This is a genomic window from Pseudomonas sp. R1-43-08, assembly GCF_003852255.1.
GTDB lineage: Bacteria > Pseudomonadota > Gammaproteobacteria > Pseudomonadales > Pseudomonadaceae > Aquipseudomonas.
This window is the reverse complement of the sequence record NZ_CP027734.1, coordinates 108,985-125,279: the sequence shown is the minus strand read 5'-3', so window position 1 is coordinate 125,279 and position 16,295 is coordinate 108,985. Positions and strand designations below refer to the sequence as shown.

Sequence of the window (16,295 nt, the reverse complement as noted above, 5' to 3'; positions counted from 1 at the left end):
GGCTGCTTCTTTTCGTCTTCTTCAATGAATCAAGCAATTCGTGTGGGAACTTATGGAGCAGCTGATGTCGTCGATTAAGGAGGTGATCCAGCCGCAGGTTCCCCTACGGCTACCTTGTTACGACTTCACCCCAGTCATGAATCACACCGTGGTAACCGTCCTCCCGAAGGTTAGACTAGCTACTTCTGGTGCAACCCACTCCCATGGTGTGACGGGCGGTGTGTACAAGGCCCGGGAACGTATTCACCGCGACATTCTGATTCGCGATTACTAGCGATTCCGACTTCACGCAGTCGAGTTGCAGACTGCGATCCGGACTACGATCGGTTTTCTGGGATTAGCTCCACCTCGCGGCTTGGCAACCCTCTGTACCGACCATTGTAGCACGTGTGTAGCCCAGGCCGTAAGGGCCATGATGACTTGACGTCATCCCCACCTTCCTCCGGTTTGTCACCGGCAGTCTCCTTAGAGTGCCCACCATAACGTGCTGGTAACTAAGGACAAGGGTTGCGCTCGTTACGGGACTTAACCCAACATCTCACGACACGAGCTGACGACAGCCATGCAGCACCTGTCTCAATGTTCCCGAAGGCACCAATCCATCTCTGGAAAGTTCATTGGATGTCAAGGCCTGGTAAGGTTCTTCGCGTTGCTTCGAATTAAACCACATGCTCCACCGCTTGTGCGGGCCCCCGTCAATTCATTTGAGTTTTAACCTTGCGGCCGTACTCCCCAGGCGGTCAACTTAATGCGTTAGCTGCGCCACTAAGAGCTCAAGGCTCCCAACGGCTAGTTGACATCGTTTACGGCGTGGACTACCAGGGTATCTAATCCTGTTTGCTCCCCACGCTTTCGCACCTCAGTGTCAGTGTTGGTCCAGGTGGTCGCCTTCGCCACTGGTGTTCCTTCCTATATCTACGCATTTCACCGCTACACAGGAAATTCCACCACCCTCTACCACACTCTAGTCAGTCAGTTTTGAATGCAGTTCCCAGGTTGAGCCCGGGGATTTCACATCCAACTTAACAAACCACCTACGCGCGCTTTACGCCCAGTAATTCCGATTAACGCTTGCACCCTCTGTATTACCGCGGCTGCTGGCACAGAGTTAGCCGGTGCTTATTCTGTCGGTAACGTCAAAACAATCACGTATTAGGTAACTGCCCTTCCTCCCAACTTAAAGTGCTTTACAATCCGAAGACCTTCTTCACACACGCGGCATGGCTGGATCAGGCTTTCGCCCATTGTCCAATATTCCCCACTGCTGCCTCCCGTAGGAGTCTGGACCGTGTCTCAGTTCCAGTGTGACTGATCATCCTCTCAGACCAGTTACGGATCGTCGCCTTGGTGAGCCATTACCTCACCAACTAGCTAATCCGACCTAGGCTCATCTGATAGCGCAAGGCCCGAAGGTCCCCTGCTTTCTCCCGTAGGACGTATGCGGTATTAGCGTCCGTTTCCGAACGTTATCCCCCACTACCAGGCAGATTCCTAGGCATTACTCACCCGTCCGCCGCTCTCAAGAGAAGCAAGCTTCTCTCTACCGCTCGACTTGCATGTGTTAGGCCTGCCGCCAGCGTTCAATCTGAGCCATGATCAAACTCTTCAGTTCAAACATCTTTGGGTTTTTAAGAAACCCTAAACTTGGCTCAGCAATCGTTGGTTACATCTTTGATTTCTCGCGGAGTAACTTGTGATGCTGATAATCTTGTTGACTATCAGTCTGACTCCACAAGCACCCACACGAATTGCTTGATTCAGTTGTTAAAGAGCGGTTGGTTAAGAGCTATTCGTCTCAACCGAGGCGCGCATTCTACAGCAGCCTCATTTGCTGTCAAGCGGTTATTTTCAGAAGTTTTCGAAGATTTCTTCAACAACTTCAACCACTTGCGCTTGCGATCTCTCGTAAGCGGGAGGCGAATTCTACAGCGTTACACGCTGCTGTCAACACCTCTTTTTCAACTTCCTTTTGGCTTCGATGGACTGAAGCAACCTGCTATCGAAACCTACTTAACTCATTGTTTACCAAGGAGTTTTCCGTTTCGACTGCGCCGGAAGTGGGGCGAATTATAGGCGCACAGAATCTGCCGTCAACTTCTAATTTCGTTTTCTTATCAAATAGTTAGGATTGATCATAAAACGAACGACAGATACCTCTTCTATATAGAGAGCGCACTCAGATGACGCCAGCCTTTCTTAAAGCATCCACATTCAACGGCGTCAGCCCCAGTACACTCTGCAGCACTTGAAGCGTGTGCTCACCCAGCAGCGGCGGCGCACTGCGATACTCCACAGGCGTCTTGGAAAGACGGATCGGGCTGGCGACCTGAGGCACCATCCCCGCCAAAGCATGAGGCAGCTCCATGGCCAACCCCCGCGCCTTGACCTGCGGATCAGCGAACATCTGCGCCAGATCATTGATCGGCCCACACGGCACGCCTACTTTCTCCAGTTGCGATACCCACTCTGCCGTGGTCTTGAAGACCGTCGCCTGACGAATCAACGGGATCAGCGCCACACGATTGGCAACCCGCATCTTGTTAGTAGAGAACTGCGGATCATCCGCCCACTGTGGCTGCCCAGCCACCTCGGCGAACTTGCGAAACTGCCCGTCATTTCCCACCGTCAGAATGAAATCACCATCGGCCGTAGGAAAGTCCTGATAAGGCACGATATTCGGATGCGCGTTGCCCAGGCGTTTTGGCGAGACTCCCGTCGTCAGGTAATTCATCGCCTGATTAGCCAGGCAAGCCACCTGTACATCCAGCAGCGCCATATCAATATGCTGCCCGCCGCCGTCGTGATCCCGGTGGGCAAGGGCGGCCAGGATAGCCACGGTTGAATAAAGCCCCGTGAGAATATCGGTCAATGCCACCCCAACCTTTACCGGCCCCGCGCCATCATCCCCTTCAGGCCGACCGGTCAGGCTCATCAACCCACCCAGTCCTTGAATCATGAAGTCATAGCCGGCACGCGTGGCATAAGGTCCGGTCTGGCCAAAGCCGGTGATCGAGCAATAGATCAGCTCCGGATTTATCTCCTTGAGCGACTCATAATCCAAACCATAAGCCGCCAGGCCACCGACTTTGAAGTTCTCGATCAGAATGTCCGACTTGGCAGCCAGGTCACGCACCAGCCTCTGCCCCTCAGGCTTGGTGAAGTCGATGGTCACCGATTCTTTATTTCGGTTGGCCGACAGGTAATACGCCGCCTCACTGGTGTTCTCACCATAAGCATCCTTGAGGAAGGGCGGCCCCCAGGCGCGCGTGTCGTCACCATTGCCCGGCCTTTCGACCTTGATTACCTCGGCCCCGAGGTCCGCAAGTATCTGTCCGGACCAAGGGCCCGCCAGTACTCGCGATAAATCCAGTACTCGCAGATGCGAAAGCGCGCCCATGCCCATGCTCCTATTAATAGAACGCCTGAAGACCGGTTTGCGCGCGCCCCAGGATCAAGGCATGCACGTCATGGGTACCTTCATAGGTGTTGACCACCTCCAGGTTGACCAAATGGCGCGCCACCCCAAACTCGTCGGAGATGCCGTTACCACCCAGCATGTCCCGGGCCATACGCGCGATATCCAGGGACTTGCCGCATGAGTTGCGCTTCATGATCGAAGTGATCTCGACCGCCGCCGTCCCTTCATCCTTCATCCGACCCAACCGCAGGCAGCCTTGCAGCGCCAACGTGATCTCGGTCTGCATGTCGGCCAGCTTCTTCTGGATCAACTGCGTCGCGGCCAATGGCCGGCCAAACTGGTGGCGATCAAGGGTGTACTGACGCGCGGTATGCCAGCAGAACTCCGCAGCGCCCAACGCGCCCCAGGAGATGCCGTATCGTGCCGAATTCAGGCAAGTAAAAGGTCCCTTCAAGCCACGCACATCCGGAAAGATGTTCTCTTCCGGGACAAATACGTTATCCATCACGATTTCGCCGGTGATGGACGCCCGCAGGCCGACCTTGCCGTGAATCGCCGGCGCGCTCAGGCCTTTCCAGCCCTTCTCCAGGACAAAACCGCGTATGTCGCCAGCGTCGTCCTTGCCCCACACCACAAACACGTCGGCGATCGGGCTGTTGGTAATCCACATCTTCGCGCCGCTCAGGCTGTAGCCGCCCTCCACTTTGCGCGCACGCGTGATCATCGCGCCTGGATCAGAACCATGATTGGGCTCGGTGAGACCGAAGCAGCCGATCCATTCGCCCGAGGCCAATTTCGGCAGGTACTTTTGCTTTTGCGCCTCGGTACCGAATTCATTGATCGGCACCATTACCAGTGAGGACTGCACACTCATCATCGAGCGATAACCGGAATCGACACGCTCGACTTCACGGGCAATCAACCCATAGCTGACGTAGTTCAAGCCACTGCCACCGTATTGCTCGGGAATCATCGCTCCCAACAAGCCGGTTTCGCCCATCTCGCGGAAGATCGCAGGGTCGGTCTTTTCATGACGGAAAGCTTCAAGCACTCGAGGCGCCAACTTGTCCTGAGCAAATTGCTCGGCACTGTCACGCACCATGCGCTCTTCTTCGGTGAGCTGTTGATCCAGCAGCAATGGATCGATCCAGTTGAAGCTTGCCTTGCCAGCCATGAATAAGTCCTCACGAAAAGAATCAAACGTCGTGCATGCAGACTAGGTCGGGACGGTACAGAGGGCAAACGAGGTTTCTGCATGAGCTTGTGCTAATTTCTCACTTCGTGATGCTAGATAAGGCCAAAAATGCGCCTTACATGTGAGGACAATGTACATGCGCAGAAAAATCCCCAGCACTACCGCGCTGATCAGTTTTGAAGCAGCGGCCCGCCACGAGAGCTTTACCAAGGCGGCGCAGGAGCTTTCCATCACGCAAGGCGCGATCTGCCGACAGATCGCCAGCCTTGAAGAGTTTTTGAGTGTCGAACTGTTTCGGCGCTCGCGGCGCGGAGTGAAGCTGACCGAGGCAGGGCTGTCCTATAGCCGCAGAGTGGCTAAGCAACTGGATGCGGTGGAGCGCGACACCCTTTCCGTCATGGGCCAGCAGGGTGCGAATGTGATCGAACTGGCGGTGGTACCGACGTTTGGCACCCAATGGCTGATCCCGCGCCTGAAGGACTTCCAACAGCAGCATCCGGAAGTGACGGTCAACCTGACCAACCGCACACGCCCCTTCCTGTTTGCCGACACCGAGTTCGACGCTGCGATCTACTTCGGCGATGCCGACTGGTCCGGCACGGAATCCCATCGGCTCATGGGTGAAAACCCTGTGCCCGTCTGCAGCCCACGCTTACTCGGCGACCTTGCGCACTTCACTCCTCGGGAAATCGCCGAACTGCCTCTGCTGCAGCAGACAACCCGCCCTTATGCCTGGCGCCAGTGGTTCAACGCCCAGCAACTGAGCGTCCCCCGCGACATGACAGGCCCGCGTTACGAGCTATTCTCAATGTTGTCCCAGGCAGCTATGCATGACATGGGCATCGCGTTGATCCCGCCCTTCTTGATCCAGCGGGAGTTACAGGAGAAACAGTTGGTAATCGCCGCTAACCAGACCCTGAGCAGCGATAAGGCCTATTACTTGATGATTCCAGACCGAAAGGTCGAATCTGCTTCATTGCATGCGTTCCGAGACTGGCTTATCGGCCAATCTCAGCGCTACAACCCCAATATTTAAAGGCATATGGCAATTTATTGACCTTGTAGTCAGATAAATAAAAGCCCTACAGATATACGTAGATGTCGCATTTGAACAGACTGTACCTGCCGAACACAGATGAGGCTCAAAGCCATGATTTTCATGGCCTATAGCGACCATCACGGGTCAATAACCGACTATTCACCATGACCATGTGGAAACCGTATATTTCACTACAAAAGTGCTTAACAGCCTGTATTCAATAAGGTTATTCCTGTGCATTGCGACAATCAGTCACAGGGTGACTTGTAGTTAATTTTTCGTCACCCGTCATAATCCCTTGAAGGCCGTAAAGTTCGCCTGCAAAATGCCGCGCCCCGCTGTCATTTCAGCGGGATCGTGCTGATCGGCCGCCCCAGCTGCGCCACTCACGGCGCACTGGCCTTTTTACAAAAAGATCAAAAGCAAAAAGATCATGCAGGAGATTTGACGTGCACATTGGTGTTCCTCTCGAAACCCAGACCGGTGAAACGCGGGTGGCTGCCACCCCGGAAACCATCAAGAAGCTGATCGGCCAGGGCCATAAGGTCACTGTACAAAGCGGCGCAGGCATTAAAGCCAGCATCGTCGACAGTGCCTATGAAACGGCAGGCGCAACCATTGGCAGCGCCAACGATGCGTTTGGCGCTGAACTGATCCTCAAGGTGGTTGCCCCCAGCGACAGCGAACTGGCGCTGATCAAAAGCGGCACCGTATTGGTGGGCATGCTCAATCCGTTCAGCAACGAAACCATCGCCAAGCTCGCAGAATGCGGCATCACGGCCTTCGCTCTCGAAGCCGCGCCACGCACCTCGCGGGCCCAGAGCCTGGATGTGCTGTCTTCACAAGCCAACATCGCCGGTTACAAGGCGGTATTGCTGGCTGCCCACCACTACCCGCGCTTCATGCCGATGTTGATGACCGCCGCAGGCACCGTGAAAGCGGCCCGCGTGCTGATCCTTGGCGCTGGCGTCGCCGGTTTGCAGGCCATTGCCACGGCGAAACGCCTGGGTGCAGTAATCGAAGCCTCTGATGTACGCCCGGCCGTAAAGGAACAGATCGAATCCCTCGGCGCCAAGTTCGTCGATGTGCCTTACGAAACCGATGAGGAACGTGAATGCGCGGTCGGCGTCGGTGGTTACGCACGCCCGATGCCCACCAGTTGGATGCAGCGCCAGGCCCTGGCTGTGCACGAGCGCGCCAAGCAAGCCGATATCGTCATCACCACGGCATTGATCCCCGGTCGTAAAGCACCGACCTTGCTCAGCGCCGAAACCGTCGCACAGATGAAGCCGGGCTCGGTTGTCATTGACCTCGCGGCAGCCCAGGGCGGCAACTGCCCGCTGACGGTCGCAGATCAAGTGGTGGTGGAAAACGGCGTGATCATTTGCGGCCCGACCAACCTGGCCGGCGCCGTGGCCGCCGATGCGTCGGCCTTGTATGCACGCAACCTGCTGGACTTCCTGAAGCTGGTGTTCACCAAGGAAGGGCAGTTTGAAATCAACCTCGAAGACGACATCGTCGCCGCGTGCCTGATGTGCCGCGACGGCCAAGTCATCCGCAAAAACGCCTAAGCAGGGATTCAGACGATGGAAGAGCTTATCTCCCCCGGTATCTACAACCTGATCATCTTTGTGCTGGCGATTTATGTCGGTTACCACGTGGTCTGGAACGTGACACCCGCGCTGCACACGCCGTTGATGGCCGTGACCAACGCCATTTCGGCTATCGTAATCGTCGGCGCCATGCTCGCCGCCGCTCTCACGGTGACGCCGCTGGGCAAGACGATGGGCACCCTGGCCGTGGTGCTGGCAGCGGTCAACGTATTTGGTGGCTTTCTGGTCACGCGGCGCATGCTTGAGATGTTCAAGAAAAAAGCCCCGAAAGTAAAAGAAGAGGCGCCAAAGTAATGAGCATGAACCTCGTCACGACGCTCTACCTGATTGCGTCGATCTGTTTCATCCAAGCCCTCAAAGGCCTCTCGCACCCGACCACTTCGCGGCGCGGCAATCTGTTCGGCATGCTCGGCATGGCGCTGGCGGTACTCACCACCGTCGGCCTCATCTATAAGCTCGGCGCTGAGCTGGCGACTGCCGGTATCGGTTACGTGATCGTCGGCCTGCTGATCGGCGGCACCGCCGGCTCGATCATGGCCAAGCGCGTAGAAATGACCAAGATGCCGGAGCTGGTAGCTTTCATGCACAGCATGATCGGCCTGGCCGCAGTGTTTATCGCCATCGCAGCTGTCGTCGAGCCGCAATCGCTGGGCATCGTCAAACACCTGGGCGACGCGATTCCTGCGGGCAACCGCCTGGAGCTGTTCCTCGGCGCCGCCATCGGCGCAATCACCTTCTCCGGTTCGGTGATCGCCTTCGGCAAGCTGTCGGGCAAGTACAAGTTCCGCCTGTTCCAGGGCGCACCGGTACAGTTCGGTGGCCAGCACAAGCTCAACCTGGTGCTGGGCCTGCTCACGCTGGGCCTGGGCCTGGCGTTCATGTTCACCGGCAACCTGACTGCCTTCGCAGTGATGCTGGCCCTGGCCTTTGTCCTGGGCGTGCTGATCATCATCCCGATCGGCGGCGCCGACATGCCGGTCGTCGTGTCGATGCTCAACAGCTACTCCGGCTGGGCAGCGGCGGGCATCGGCTTCTCGCTGAACAATTCGATGCTGATCATCGCCGGCTCCCTGGTGGGTTCCAGCGGCGCGATCCTCTCGTACATCATGTGCAAGGCGATGAACCGTTCCTTCTTTAATGTACTGCTCGGCGGTTTTGGCAATACGCCAGACGCCGCCGCTGCGACCGGCTCCAAAGAAGCACGCCCGGTGAAGTCCGGCTCGGCCGACGATGCCACGTTCCTGCTGACCAACGCCGACACCGTGATCATCGTGCCGGGCTACGGTCTGGCAGTGGCCCGGGCGCAGCACGCGCTCAAGGAACTGACCGAGAAGCTGACGCACCGCGGCGTGACAGTGAAGTATGCGATCCACCCGGTGGCGGGCCGTATGCCTGGGCACATGAACGTACTGCTCGCCGAAGCAGAAGTACCGTACGACCAAGTGTTCGAGATGGAGGACATCAACTCCGAGTTCGGCCAGGCCGACGTGGTACTGGTGCTGGGCGCCAACGACGTGGTCAACCCGGCCGCCAAGAACGATCCGAACTCACCGATCGCCGGCATGCCGATCCTTGAAGCGTTCAAGGCCAAGACCATCATCGTCAACAAGCGCTCGATGGCCAGCGGCTACGCGGGCCTGGATAACGAGTTGTTCTACCTGGACAAGACCATGATGGTCTTTGGCGATGCCAAGAAGGTCATCGAAGACATGGTCAAGGCCGTCGAATAACACTGCGCCAGCGCAACACCCAAAACCCTGGCCTCACGTAGGCTGGGGTTTTTTCGTTCCCATGCTCTGCGTGGGAATGCAGCCGGGGACGTTGCACGTCCCGCTTGCACACTCATATGAAACCCGACCAAAGGCTCTAAATCGCTACTCGGCATTCGACCATGGTAGCGGGCCGAAACTTTTTGAAATCACTACACTGCCCACCTTGCTTCCGTAGCCCGAGATAACCATTCATGTACCGTGATCGTATCCGCTTGCCTTCATTGTTGAACAAGGTCATGAGCGCGGCAGACGCCGCCGCACTGATCGAAGACGGCATGACCGTCGGCATGAGCGGCTTCACCCGTGCCGGTGAAGCCAAGGCCGTTCCTCACGCCCTGGCCGAGCGCGCCAAGACTTCCCCGCTGAAAATCACCCTGATGACCGGCGCCAGCCTGGGCAACGACCTGGACAAGCAATTGACCGAAGCCGGCGTACTCTCACGCCGCATGCCCTTCCAAGTCGACAGCACGCTGCGCAAGGCGATCAATGCGGGCGAGGTGATGTTTATCGACCAGCACCTGTCGGAAACTGTCGAGCAACTGCGCAATAACCAGCTCAAGTTACCGGACATCGCGGTAATCGAAGCCGTTGCAATCACCGAGCTTGGGCATATCGTGCCCACCACCTCGGTAGGCAACTCGGCCAGCTTCGCGATTTTTGCCAAGCAAGTGATCGTCGAGATCAACTTGGCGCACAATCCGAACCTGGAAGGGCTGCACGATATTTACATCCCCTCCTACCGGCCAACCCGCACGCCGATTCCGCTGGTTAAAGTCGACGACCGCATTGGCAGCCCGGCGATTCCTATCCCGCCCGAGAAGATCGTCGCCATCGTGATCACCAATCAGGCCGATTCTGCGTCCACCGTGACGCCACCCGACGCCGATACCCAAGGCATCGCCAATCACCTGATCAACTTTCTGAAACAGGAAGTAGACGCCGGCCGCATGACCAACAAGCTCGGCCCGCTGCAGGCCGGTATCGGCAATATCGCTAACGCGGTGATGTGTGGCCTGATTGACTCGCCGTTCGAAGACTTGACCATGTATTCGGAAGTGCTGCAGGACTCGACGTTCGACTTGATCGACGCCGGCAAGCTGAGCTTCGCCTCCGGCAGCTCGATTACCCTGTCGGAGCGGCGCAATGCCGACGTGTTTGGCAATCTTGAGCACTACAAGGACAAATTGGTGCTGCGCCCGCAGGAAATTTCCAACCATCCTGAAGTGGTGCGTCGCCTGGGCATTATTGGTATCAACACCGCGTTGGAGTTCGATATCTACGGCAACGTCAACTCCACCCACGTTTGCGGCACGCGAATGATGAACGGTATTGGCGGCTCCGGGGACTTTGCGCGCAATGCGCACCTGGCGATCTTCGTGACCAAGTCGATTGCCAAAGGCGGCGCGATTTCCAGCGTGGTACCGATGGTGAGCCATGTGGACCACACCGAACATGACGTAGACATCCTGGTGACCGAAGTGGGCCTGGCCGACTTGCGTGGCCTGGCGCCACGGGAGCGGGCCCGAGTGATCATCGACAACTGTGTGCACCCGGCGTATCGCGATGCGCTGAACAGTTACTTCGAGGCTGCCTGCGCGCTTGGCGGGCATACCCCGCACATCCTGCGTGATGCACTGAGCTGGCACATTAATCTGGAAGAAACCGGACACATGCTCAAGGCTTGAGGGGTACACAACCGGGTTGATGCCTGAACAGTTTCATCGACCCGGTCGTTTAAGCGGTGGTTACGTAAAAAACTGTACTGCTGTACCGGTCATTTCCTACCGAAATATCCTACGACCTACCTCTAAAATGCCTATTTCGCACTGTTTCAGTGCAAGCAGGTACAGTTGCCCTCATTTCGTACCGTACAGCCTCTATAAACAGTTAACTGGCCCCTCACAATACAGGTGAACTGTATCTAGAGAGTCTTGCGCGGGAGGAGGATGATTGGCATCAGTTAAACCACTACCTAATCCCGCCACAAGCGGAAGGATGTCATCATGGAACGTACACTCAGTTCCGAACTGTTCTTCGAAGAAAAAGCTGTTAACACCCAGGCTTCCCTGCCTCTGCGCGTTCTCGCTAACCTGATGTTGTGGCAGCGCCGCATCTCCAGCCGCCACCAACTGGCTCGCCTGGATTCGCGTCTGCTGGCCGATGCTGGTATCAGCGAAGCTCAACGCTACGAAGAGCTGAGCAAGCCGTTCTGGCGCTGATTGGCGCTCGCTGGCCCTGACCTGCCGGGTCCACTGCCAGCACTCTGATTTGTCAAAGCAAAGCCCGCCCCGGGAAACCGGAGGCGGGCTTTGCTGTTTCTGATGCGATGCAATTGAAACAGCGACGATCTGCCGAACCAATACAGTTTTTATATCTTAAAATATAACCATAACAGTTAAACGACGACTTCCGAATGGACAAGCGGTGGCCTAATATCCAATCACTACGTGGCGAACCTTGTAGAACGGGCGTCAGATGCCCAAATGCCAACGTCCGTTTCATTGTGGCCACTCTGTGCCACTTTATTTGCTCATCTACAGGAGTTACCCCATGTCCCGTCTTCGCCTGCTGTGCACTGCCGCCCTGTTGGCCGTTGCTGCCAATGCCAACGCGAGCAGCTTTATCGTCACCACCGATTCGATCGTTGGCGCACTGAAAGCCACTTCCGATGCCACCTCTGATGCCACGTCCTCCCTGCGCGACAACAAAGTGGTGCGAGCCGCCCGTGACGACGCGGCCAGTTTTGTCGCCAGCGAAGGCGCCATTCGAGGTGTGAAACTGGAAAGCGCCCTGGCCCAGATCCGCCAACAGGCGCCGCAGTTGAACACCGCCACTGACGCTCAATTGGCCCAGGCCATCCTGGCGATCTAAAACCAGGGGAAGGGCCAGTCGCACTGGCCCTCATCCGGTCATTGCGCTAGCCTTGGCGCTCGTTTTCAGTTGTCGAGTCCCATGGCTTTTTCATACCGTCTGTTGATTGTTCCTGTGATGTTCTGCGCCTGCTGGGCACCGCCGGCTTCGGCCTTTGACGTGTCCATCCAGAGCACCGTTGTCAGCGCGTACGCCACCAGCAAGGTGACCTCTGCGCCGTTCGACAACAAATTGGTACGGGTTGCCAAGGATGATGCTGCTGCTTTCATTGCCACTGACGGCCAATGGCGGGGCGCACGCTTGGAGTCCGCGCTGGATTACCTGCGCCGTACCCAGCCAAAACTTCATGCGAGCGACCTTGAACTGGCGCAGGCAATTCTCGTCCAATAATCATCTTTGTATGTCCATCTTTGTATTGGAGTCACCCCATGCGTAGCCCGTTGATCATCGCCGCCCTCGGCCTGCTGTTTTTGGCCGATGTCGCCCAGGCGCAAACCCTGAAGGCCACCAGTAACATTATCGTCCGTGCTTCGGCGCGCACTATTGATTTCACCTCGGACACCACCACCTCCATCCGCGACTCCAAAATCGTGCGCGAAGCCCACGATGATGCCGCCAGCTTCGTCGCCACCAACGGCGAGATCCGTGGCGCGCAACTTGAGGCGGCGTTCGACACCTTGCGCACCCGCGTGCCGGAAGCCCGTGATGCCAGCGACCAGACGCTCGCCGAAGCTATCCTCGCTCTGTGAGGCGAATCAACGCCTGGCTCCTGGCCGGGGCCGTGCTGCTGTGTGCCGGTACAGCCCAGGCCGGCCTGCAACTGCGGCTCAAGACCGATGGCTTGAGCCCGGCGGAACGGCAGGCCAGCCAGGCGTTGCTCGATGAAGCGATGGGCGCCTTGCCGCCGCGTTTCATCGAGCAGTTGGACCGCCGTATCGACGTCGGCTGGACCGACAAGATGCCTGAAAACGCTTATGGCCAGGCCTCCCTGGTGTCCGAACTGGACCTCAACCAGAACCTGCTTGCCAGCCTGACCGACGGCAGCGCCGCCACGCAGAAAACCAACCGCCCCCACGGCACCGTGCGCAAGGAAATGCTCGCCACCGTGCTGCATGAACTGACCCATATCTACGACCGTGCGCGCCTCTGGTCCAAAGACGAGCGAGCCCTGATCCAGCGATGCAGCCGCCAGAACAGCATCACCGGTTTGATTGGCCTGCCCGATCAATGCCGTGGCCAGAATGACCGGCGCTTCACGCTCAGTGACGACCCACGCTTGCTGGACCTCGCCGGCTGGCCGCAATACGTCGGCCGTCGCGGCGAACGCGAACAGCACAATAATCAAGTGGTGCGCAGCCCGGACATCTACGAAACCACCAGCCCGCTGGAATTCGTCGCGGTCAACATGGAGTACTTCCTCCTCGACCCAAGCTACGCGTGCCGCCGCCCCGCGCTGGCGCGCTATTACAAGGAACATTTCGGCTGGGCACCGCCCGGGCAGGACGCCTGCGGCAATACCTACGCGTTTTTGAACGCCGGCAATGACTTCGCCAAGACCCCGCTGGGCCAGATCGACCCGGAGCGCGTGTACGAAATCGACTACCTGCTCGCCGAAGCCAACCAGAATCTGGTAAGCCGCTGGGGCCATAGCATGCTGCGCCTGGTGATCTGCGCGCCGGGCCGTCCGCGCGGGCCGGATTGCCGGCTGGACCTGGATCAGCATCTGGTGTTGTCCTACCGCGCCTTCGTCGGTGACGTACAGCTGTCGAGCTGGGATGGCCTGGTGGGCAAATACCCGTCGCGCCTGTTTGTGCTGCCGCTGGCCCAGGTCATCGACGAATACACCAAGACCGAGCTGCGCGGCTTGGCATCCGTACCGCTGAAGCTCAACCGCCAGGAAATCAACGACACGGTCGAACATGCCGCCGAGATGCACTGGAGCTACGACGGCAACTACTTCTTTATTTCCAACAACTGCGCGGTAGAAAGCCTGAAGCTTTTGCGCAGCGGCAGCGCCAACCCCCAATTGACCGGCCTGGACAACATCACCCCCAACGGCTTGCTGGAAGTGCTCAACGCCCGTGGGTTGGCCGATACCAGCGTGCTGAACGACAAGCGCGAGGCGTTGCGCCTGGGTTATCACTTCGACTCGTTCCGCGAGCGCTACCAGGCGATGTTCGATGTACTGCGCAAGCGTCTGCCGATCAAGCAGACCCAAGTCGAAGAGTGGCTGTCGCTGAATGCGCAAGAGCGCCGCCAATGGTTCAGCCAGGCCGATTTGCGCACCAGCGCCGCGTTGCTGTTGCTGGAACAAGCCAGCTATCGCAAACAACTGATGCTCGCCCAGGACGAGGTCAAACAACGCTACCTCAATGCCCGGGAGCTGAAAAACGGCGGCATGGAGAAAGCCAATAACACGCTGCAGCAAATTCTCGCCAACAGCGGCTTCCTCAGCCGTCCGGCCGAACTGCTCGACAGTGGTGGCTACGGCCTGCCGCAACCTTCAGAAGCCAAGCGGCTGGAATCGGAAAGTGCCGAGCGCCAGAAGCAACTGCAATCGCTTACCGGTGAACTGGATAAAGAGGTGAGGGCGCTGCTCGAGCCTGCCCGTGCTGCCGAGATTGCCGCTTGCGAAGCCAATCTCAAGCAGATGGGCGAACATCTGCGGGCGTTGCACAAGGCGGCCGGTGGTCTTGAACTGCCCTGAAGATTCAGCGGTACGCAAAACCCAATTGTGGGAGGGGGCTTGCTCCCGATGGCATTGGGTCAGCTGATACATGTGCTGGCTGACCCACCGCTATCGGGAGCAAGCCCCCTCCCACATTTGTATCTGAATAAGCCTCACGACCGAGTATCACCCGTTTTCTCAGCGAAAGCTGGCTGAAAGCTTACCCGTCTAGGATCACCCCCACTGTCGGCAACAGACCGACTATTAACAACAACAATGGTGATTCTCGATGTCCGCCCGTACCCGCCTGTTTGCCCTAGCTCCCCCCGTACGCCACGTGCCTTTCGTTCTGCGCTGACCCCACCCGGTTCGCCATTCCCTAGCCGCGCTACGCCTGGAGTATTCCTATGCTGACTTTCCTTGGCTTTGCCATGGTCATCACGTTCATGTTCCTGATCATGACCAAGCGCCTGTCTGCGCTGATCGCCTTGATCATCGTGCCTATCCTGTTCGCGCTGTTCGGCGGTTTCGCGCCGAAGATCGGCCCGATGATGCTCGAAGGCATCACCAAGCTCGCGCCGACCGGCGTGATGCTGATGTTCGCCATCCTCTATTTTGCTCTGATGATCGACTCCGGCCTGTTCGACCCGGCCGTGCGCAAGATCCTCAAGATGGTCAAGGGCGACCCGCTGAAAGTCTCGGTTGGCACCGCCGTGCTGGCCCTGGTGGTGTCCCTCGACGGTGACGGCGCCACCACTTACATGATCTGCGTCGCCGCCATGTTGCCGCTGTACCAGCGCATCGGCATGAGCCCGCGGATCATGGCCGGCCTGATCATTCTTGCCGGTGGCGTGATGAACATGACCCCCTGGGGTGGGCCGACGGCCCGCGCCGCCAGTGCGCTGCATGTGGACCCATCGGACATCTTCGTGCCGATGATCCCGGCCATGGCCGCCGGCGTGGTGGCGATCCTGGTGATTGCCTATATGTACGGCAAGCGCGAGCGCGCCCGCCTGGGTGAACTGCACCTGCAGGGCGACGAGATCGACCACAGCGACATCAGCGTGTCGCAATTCCCCGACGCCCGCCGTCCGAAGCTGATCTGGTTCAACGGCGCGCTGACCCTTGCGCTGATGTGCACGCTCATCGCCGGCCTGTTGCCGCTGCCGGTGCTGTTCATGGTGGCGTTCAGTATCGCGATGATCGTCAACTACCCGTGCCTGCAGCAACAGAAAGACCGCGTCGCGGCCCACGCCGGCAGCGTATTGGCGGTGGTCGGGTTGATCTTCGCCGCCGGTATCTTCACCGGCATCCTGTCGGGCACTGGCATGGTCGATGCAATGTCCAAGAGCCTGCTGGCGGTCATCCCTGAAGCCATGGGCCCGTACCTGGCGGTGATCACTGCGCTGGTGAGCATGCCGTTCACCTTCTTCATGTCCAACGATGCGTTCTATTATGGCGTGCTGCCGGTACTGGCCGAAGCCGCCAGCCACTACGGCATCACCGCTGTGGAAATGGCGCGTGCGTCGATCGTCGGGCAACCGGTGCATCTGCTGAGCCCACTGGTACCCTCGACCTACCTGCTGGTCGCGCTGGCGGGTATCGAGTTTGGCGATCACCAGCGCTTCACCCTCAAGTGGGCAGTACTGGTATGCCTGTGCATAATGTTCGCCGCGTTGCTGATGGGGATTTTTCCGCTGTTCAGCACTCTATAATCGT

The 16,295-nt window shown here is 58.0% G+C and carries 13 protein-coding genes and 1 rRNA gene; 11 read left to right on the top strand and 3 right to left on the bottom strand.

Translation table 11 applies throughout. The features are described 5' to 3' along the window. Positions 1 to 75: 75 nt before the first annotated feature. From C4J87_RS00585 to C4J87_RS00570, 3 genes are all read right to left on the bottom strand, one after another. Positions 76 to 1,612 (bottom strand): 16S ribosomal RNA (locus tag C4J87_RS00585). A 564-nt stretch (positions 1,613 to 2,176) separates the two neighbouring features. Beyond that, complete coding sequence (locus tag C4J87_RS00575; protein ID WP_124365314.1) at positions 2,177 to 3,397, bottom strand: CaiB/BaiF CoA-transferase family protein; 1,221 nt, start codon at positions 3,395 to 3,397, stop codon at positions 2,177 to 2,179. A 13-nt stretch (positions 3,398 to 3,410) separates the two neighbouring features. Continuing rightward, the gene (locus C4J87_RS00570) at positions 3,411 to 4,592 is read right to left on the bottom strand and encodes an acyl-CoA dehydrogenase (protein ID WP_124360672.1); all 1,182 of its coding nucleotides are present in this window, start codon (positions 4,590 to 4,592) and stop codon (positions 3,411 to 3,413) included. Positions 4,593 to 4,749: 157 nt separating this feature from the next. Here C4J87_RS00570 and C4J87_RS00565 point away from each other — a divergent pair, with 157 nt between their 5' ends. The 11 genes from C4J87_RS00565 to C4J87_RS00515 all read left to right on the top strand — a co-directional run bounded on the left by C4J87_RS00565 (position 4,750) and on the right by C4J87_RS00515 (position 16,291). After that, complete coding sequence (locus C4J87_RS00565) at positions 4,750 to 5,649, top strand: LysR family transcriptional regulator (RefSeq protein ID WP_124365313.1); 900 nt, start codon at positions 4,750 to 4,752, stop codon at positions 5,647 to 5,649. Between the two features lie 452 nt (positions 5,650 to 6,101). Then, positions 6,102 to 7,223, top strand: a complete 1,122-nt coding sequence (locus C4J87_RS00560) for a Re/Si-specific NAD(P)(+) transhydrogenase subunit alpha (RefSeq protein WP_124365312.1) — start codon at positions 6,102 to 6,104, stop codon at positions 7,221 to 7,223. 15 nt (positions 7,224 to 7,238) lie between these two features. Further along, positions 7,239 to 7,559 carry an NAD(P) transhydrogenase subunit alpha gene (locus C4J87_RS00555; RefSeq protein ID WP_124365311.1) on the top strand — a complete coding sequence of 107 codons (321 nt, stop codon included), beginning with the start codon at positions 7,239 to 7,241 and terminating at the stop codon, positions 7,557 to 7,559. Further along, positions 7,559 to 8,995, top strand: a complete 1,437-nt coding sequence (locus tag C4J87_RS00550) for an NAD(P)(+) transhydrogenase (Re/Si-specific) subunit beta (RefSeq protein WP_124365310.1) — start codon at positions 7,559 to 7,561, stop codon at positions 8,993 to 8,995. The genes C4J87_RS00555 and C4J87_RS00550 overlap by 1 nt, the downstream gene beginning before the upstream one ends. A gap of 233 nt (positions 8,996 to 9,228) precedes the next feature. After that, positions 9,229 to 10,722: an acetyl-CoA hydrolase/transferase family protein gene (locus tag C4J87_RS00545; RefSeq protein ID WP_124365309.1), complete on the top strand. Its 1,494-nt coding sequence runs from the start codon at positions 9,229 to 9,231 to the stop codon at positions 10,720 to 10,722. A gap of 318 nt (positions 10,723 to 11,040) precedes the next feature. Next, the gene (locus C4J87_RS00540) at positions 11,041 to 11,256 is read left to right on the top strand and encodes a DUF1127 domain-containing protein (RefSeq protein WP_003187413.1); all 216 of its coding nucleotides are present in this window, start codon (positions 11,041 to 11,043) and stop codon (positions 11,254 to 11,256) included. A gap of 331 nt (positions 11,257 to 11,587) precedes the next feature. Further along, positions 11,588 to 11,908: a DUF2388 domain-containing protein gene (locus tag C4J87_RS00535; protein WP_057725665.1), complete on the top strand. Its 321-nt coding sequence runs from the start codon at positions 11,588 to 11,590 to the stop codon at positions 11,906 to 11,908. A gap of 81 nt (positions 11,909 to 11,989) precedes the next feature. Continuing rightward, positions 11,990 to 12,298, top strand: a complete 309-nt coding sequence (locus tag C4J87_RS00530; RefSeq protein ID WP_124360666.1) for a DUF2388 domain-containing protein — start codon at positions 11,990 to 11,992, stop codon at positions 12,296 to 12,298. 38 nt (positions 12,299 to 12,336) lie between these two features. Continuing rightward, positions 12,337 to 12,657: a DUF2388 domain-containing protein gene (locus tag C4J87_RS00525; protein ID WP_124365308.1), complete on the top strand. Its 321-nt coding sequence runs from the start codon at positions 12,337 to 12,339 to the stop codon at positions 12,655 to 12,657. Continuing rightward, entirely contained in the window at positions 12,654 to 14,615 is a 1,962-nt protein-coding gene (locus C4J87_RS00520) for a DUF4105 domain-containing protein (protein ID WP_124365307.1), read from the top strand. Before C4J87_RS00525 ends, C4J87_RS00520 begins: the two co-directional genes overlap by 4 nt. Before the next feature lie 368 nt (positions 14,616 to 14,983). Then, positions 14,984 to 16,291, top strand: a complete 1,308-nt coding sequence (locus C4J87_RS00515) for a CitMHS family transporter (protein ID WP_049710719.1) — start codon at positions 14,984 to 14,986, stop codon at positions 16,289 to 16,291. Positions 16,292 to 16,295 lie beyond the last annotated feature (4 nt).

Excerpts from the sequence above, each read along its gene's own strand:
- C4J87_RS00575 (WP_124365314.1), bottom strand. The coding sequence starts at position 3,397 with ATGGGCGCGCTTTCGCATCTGCGAGTACTGGATTTATCGCGAGTACTG.
- C4J87_RS00570 (WP_124360672.1), bottom strand. The coding sequence starts at position 4,592 with ATGGCTGGCAAGGCAAGCTTCAACTGGATCGATCCATTGCTGCTGGAT.
- C4J87_RS00565 (WP_124365313.1), top strand. The coding sequence starts at position 4,750 with ATGCGCAGAAAAATCCCCAGCACTACCGCGCTGATCAGTTTTGAAGCA.
- C4J87_RS00555 (WP_124365311.1), top strand. The coding sequence starts at position 7,239 with ATGGAAGAGCTTATCTCCCCCGGTATCTACAACCTGATCATCTTTGTG.
- C4J87_RS00550 (WP_124365310.1), top strand. The coding sequence starts at position 7,559 with ATGAGCATGAACCTCGTCACGACGCTCTACCTGATTGCGTCGATCTGT.
- C4J87_RS00545 (WP_124365309.1), top strand. The coding sequence starts at position 9,229 with ATGTACCGTGATCGTATCCGCTTGCCTTCATTGTTGAACAAGGTCATG.
- C4J87_RS00540 (WP_003187413.1), top strand. The coding sequence starts at position 11,041 with ATGGAACGTACACTCAGTTCCGAACTGTTCTTCGAAGAAAAAGCTGTT.
- C4J87_RS00535 (WP_057725665.1), top strand. The coding sequence starts at position 11,588 with ATGTCCCGTCTTCGCCTGCTGTGCACTGCCGCCCTGTTGGCCGTTGCT.
- C4J87_RS00530 (WP_124360666.1), top strand. The coding sequence starts at position 11,990 with ATGGCTTTTTCATACCGTCTGTTGATTGTTCCTGTGATGTTCTGCGCC.
- C4J87_RS00525 (WP_124365308.1), top strand. The coding sequence starts at position 12,337 with ATGCGTAGCCCGTTGATCATCGCCGCCCTCGGCCTGCTGTTTTTGGCC.
- C4J87_RS00515 (WP_049710719.1), top strand. The coding sequence starts at position 14,984 with ATGCTGACTTTCCTTGGCTTTGCCATGGTCATCACGTTCATGTTCCTG.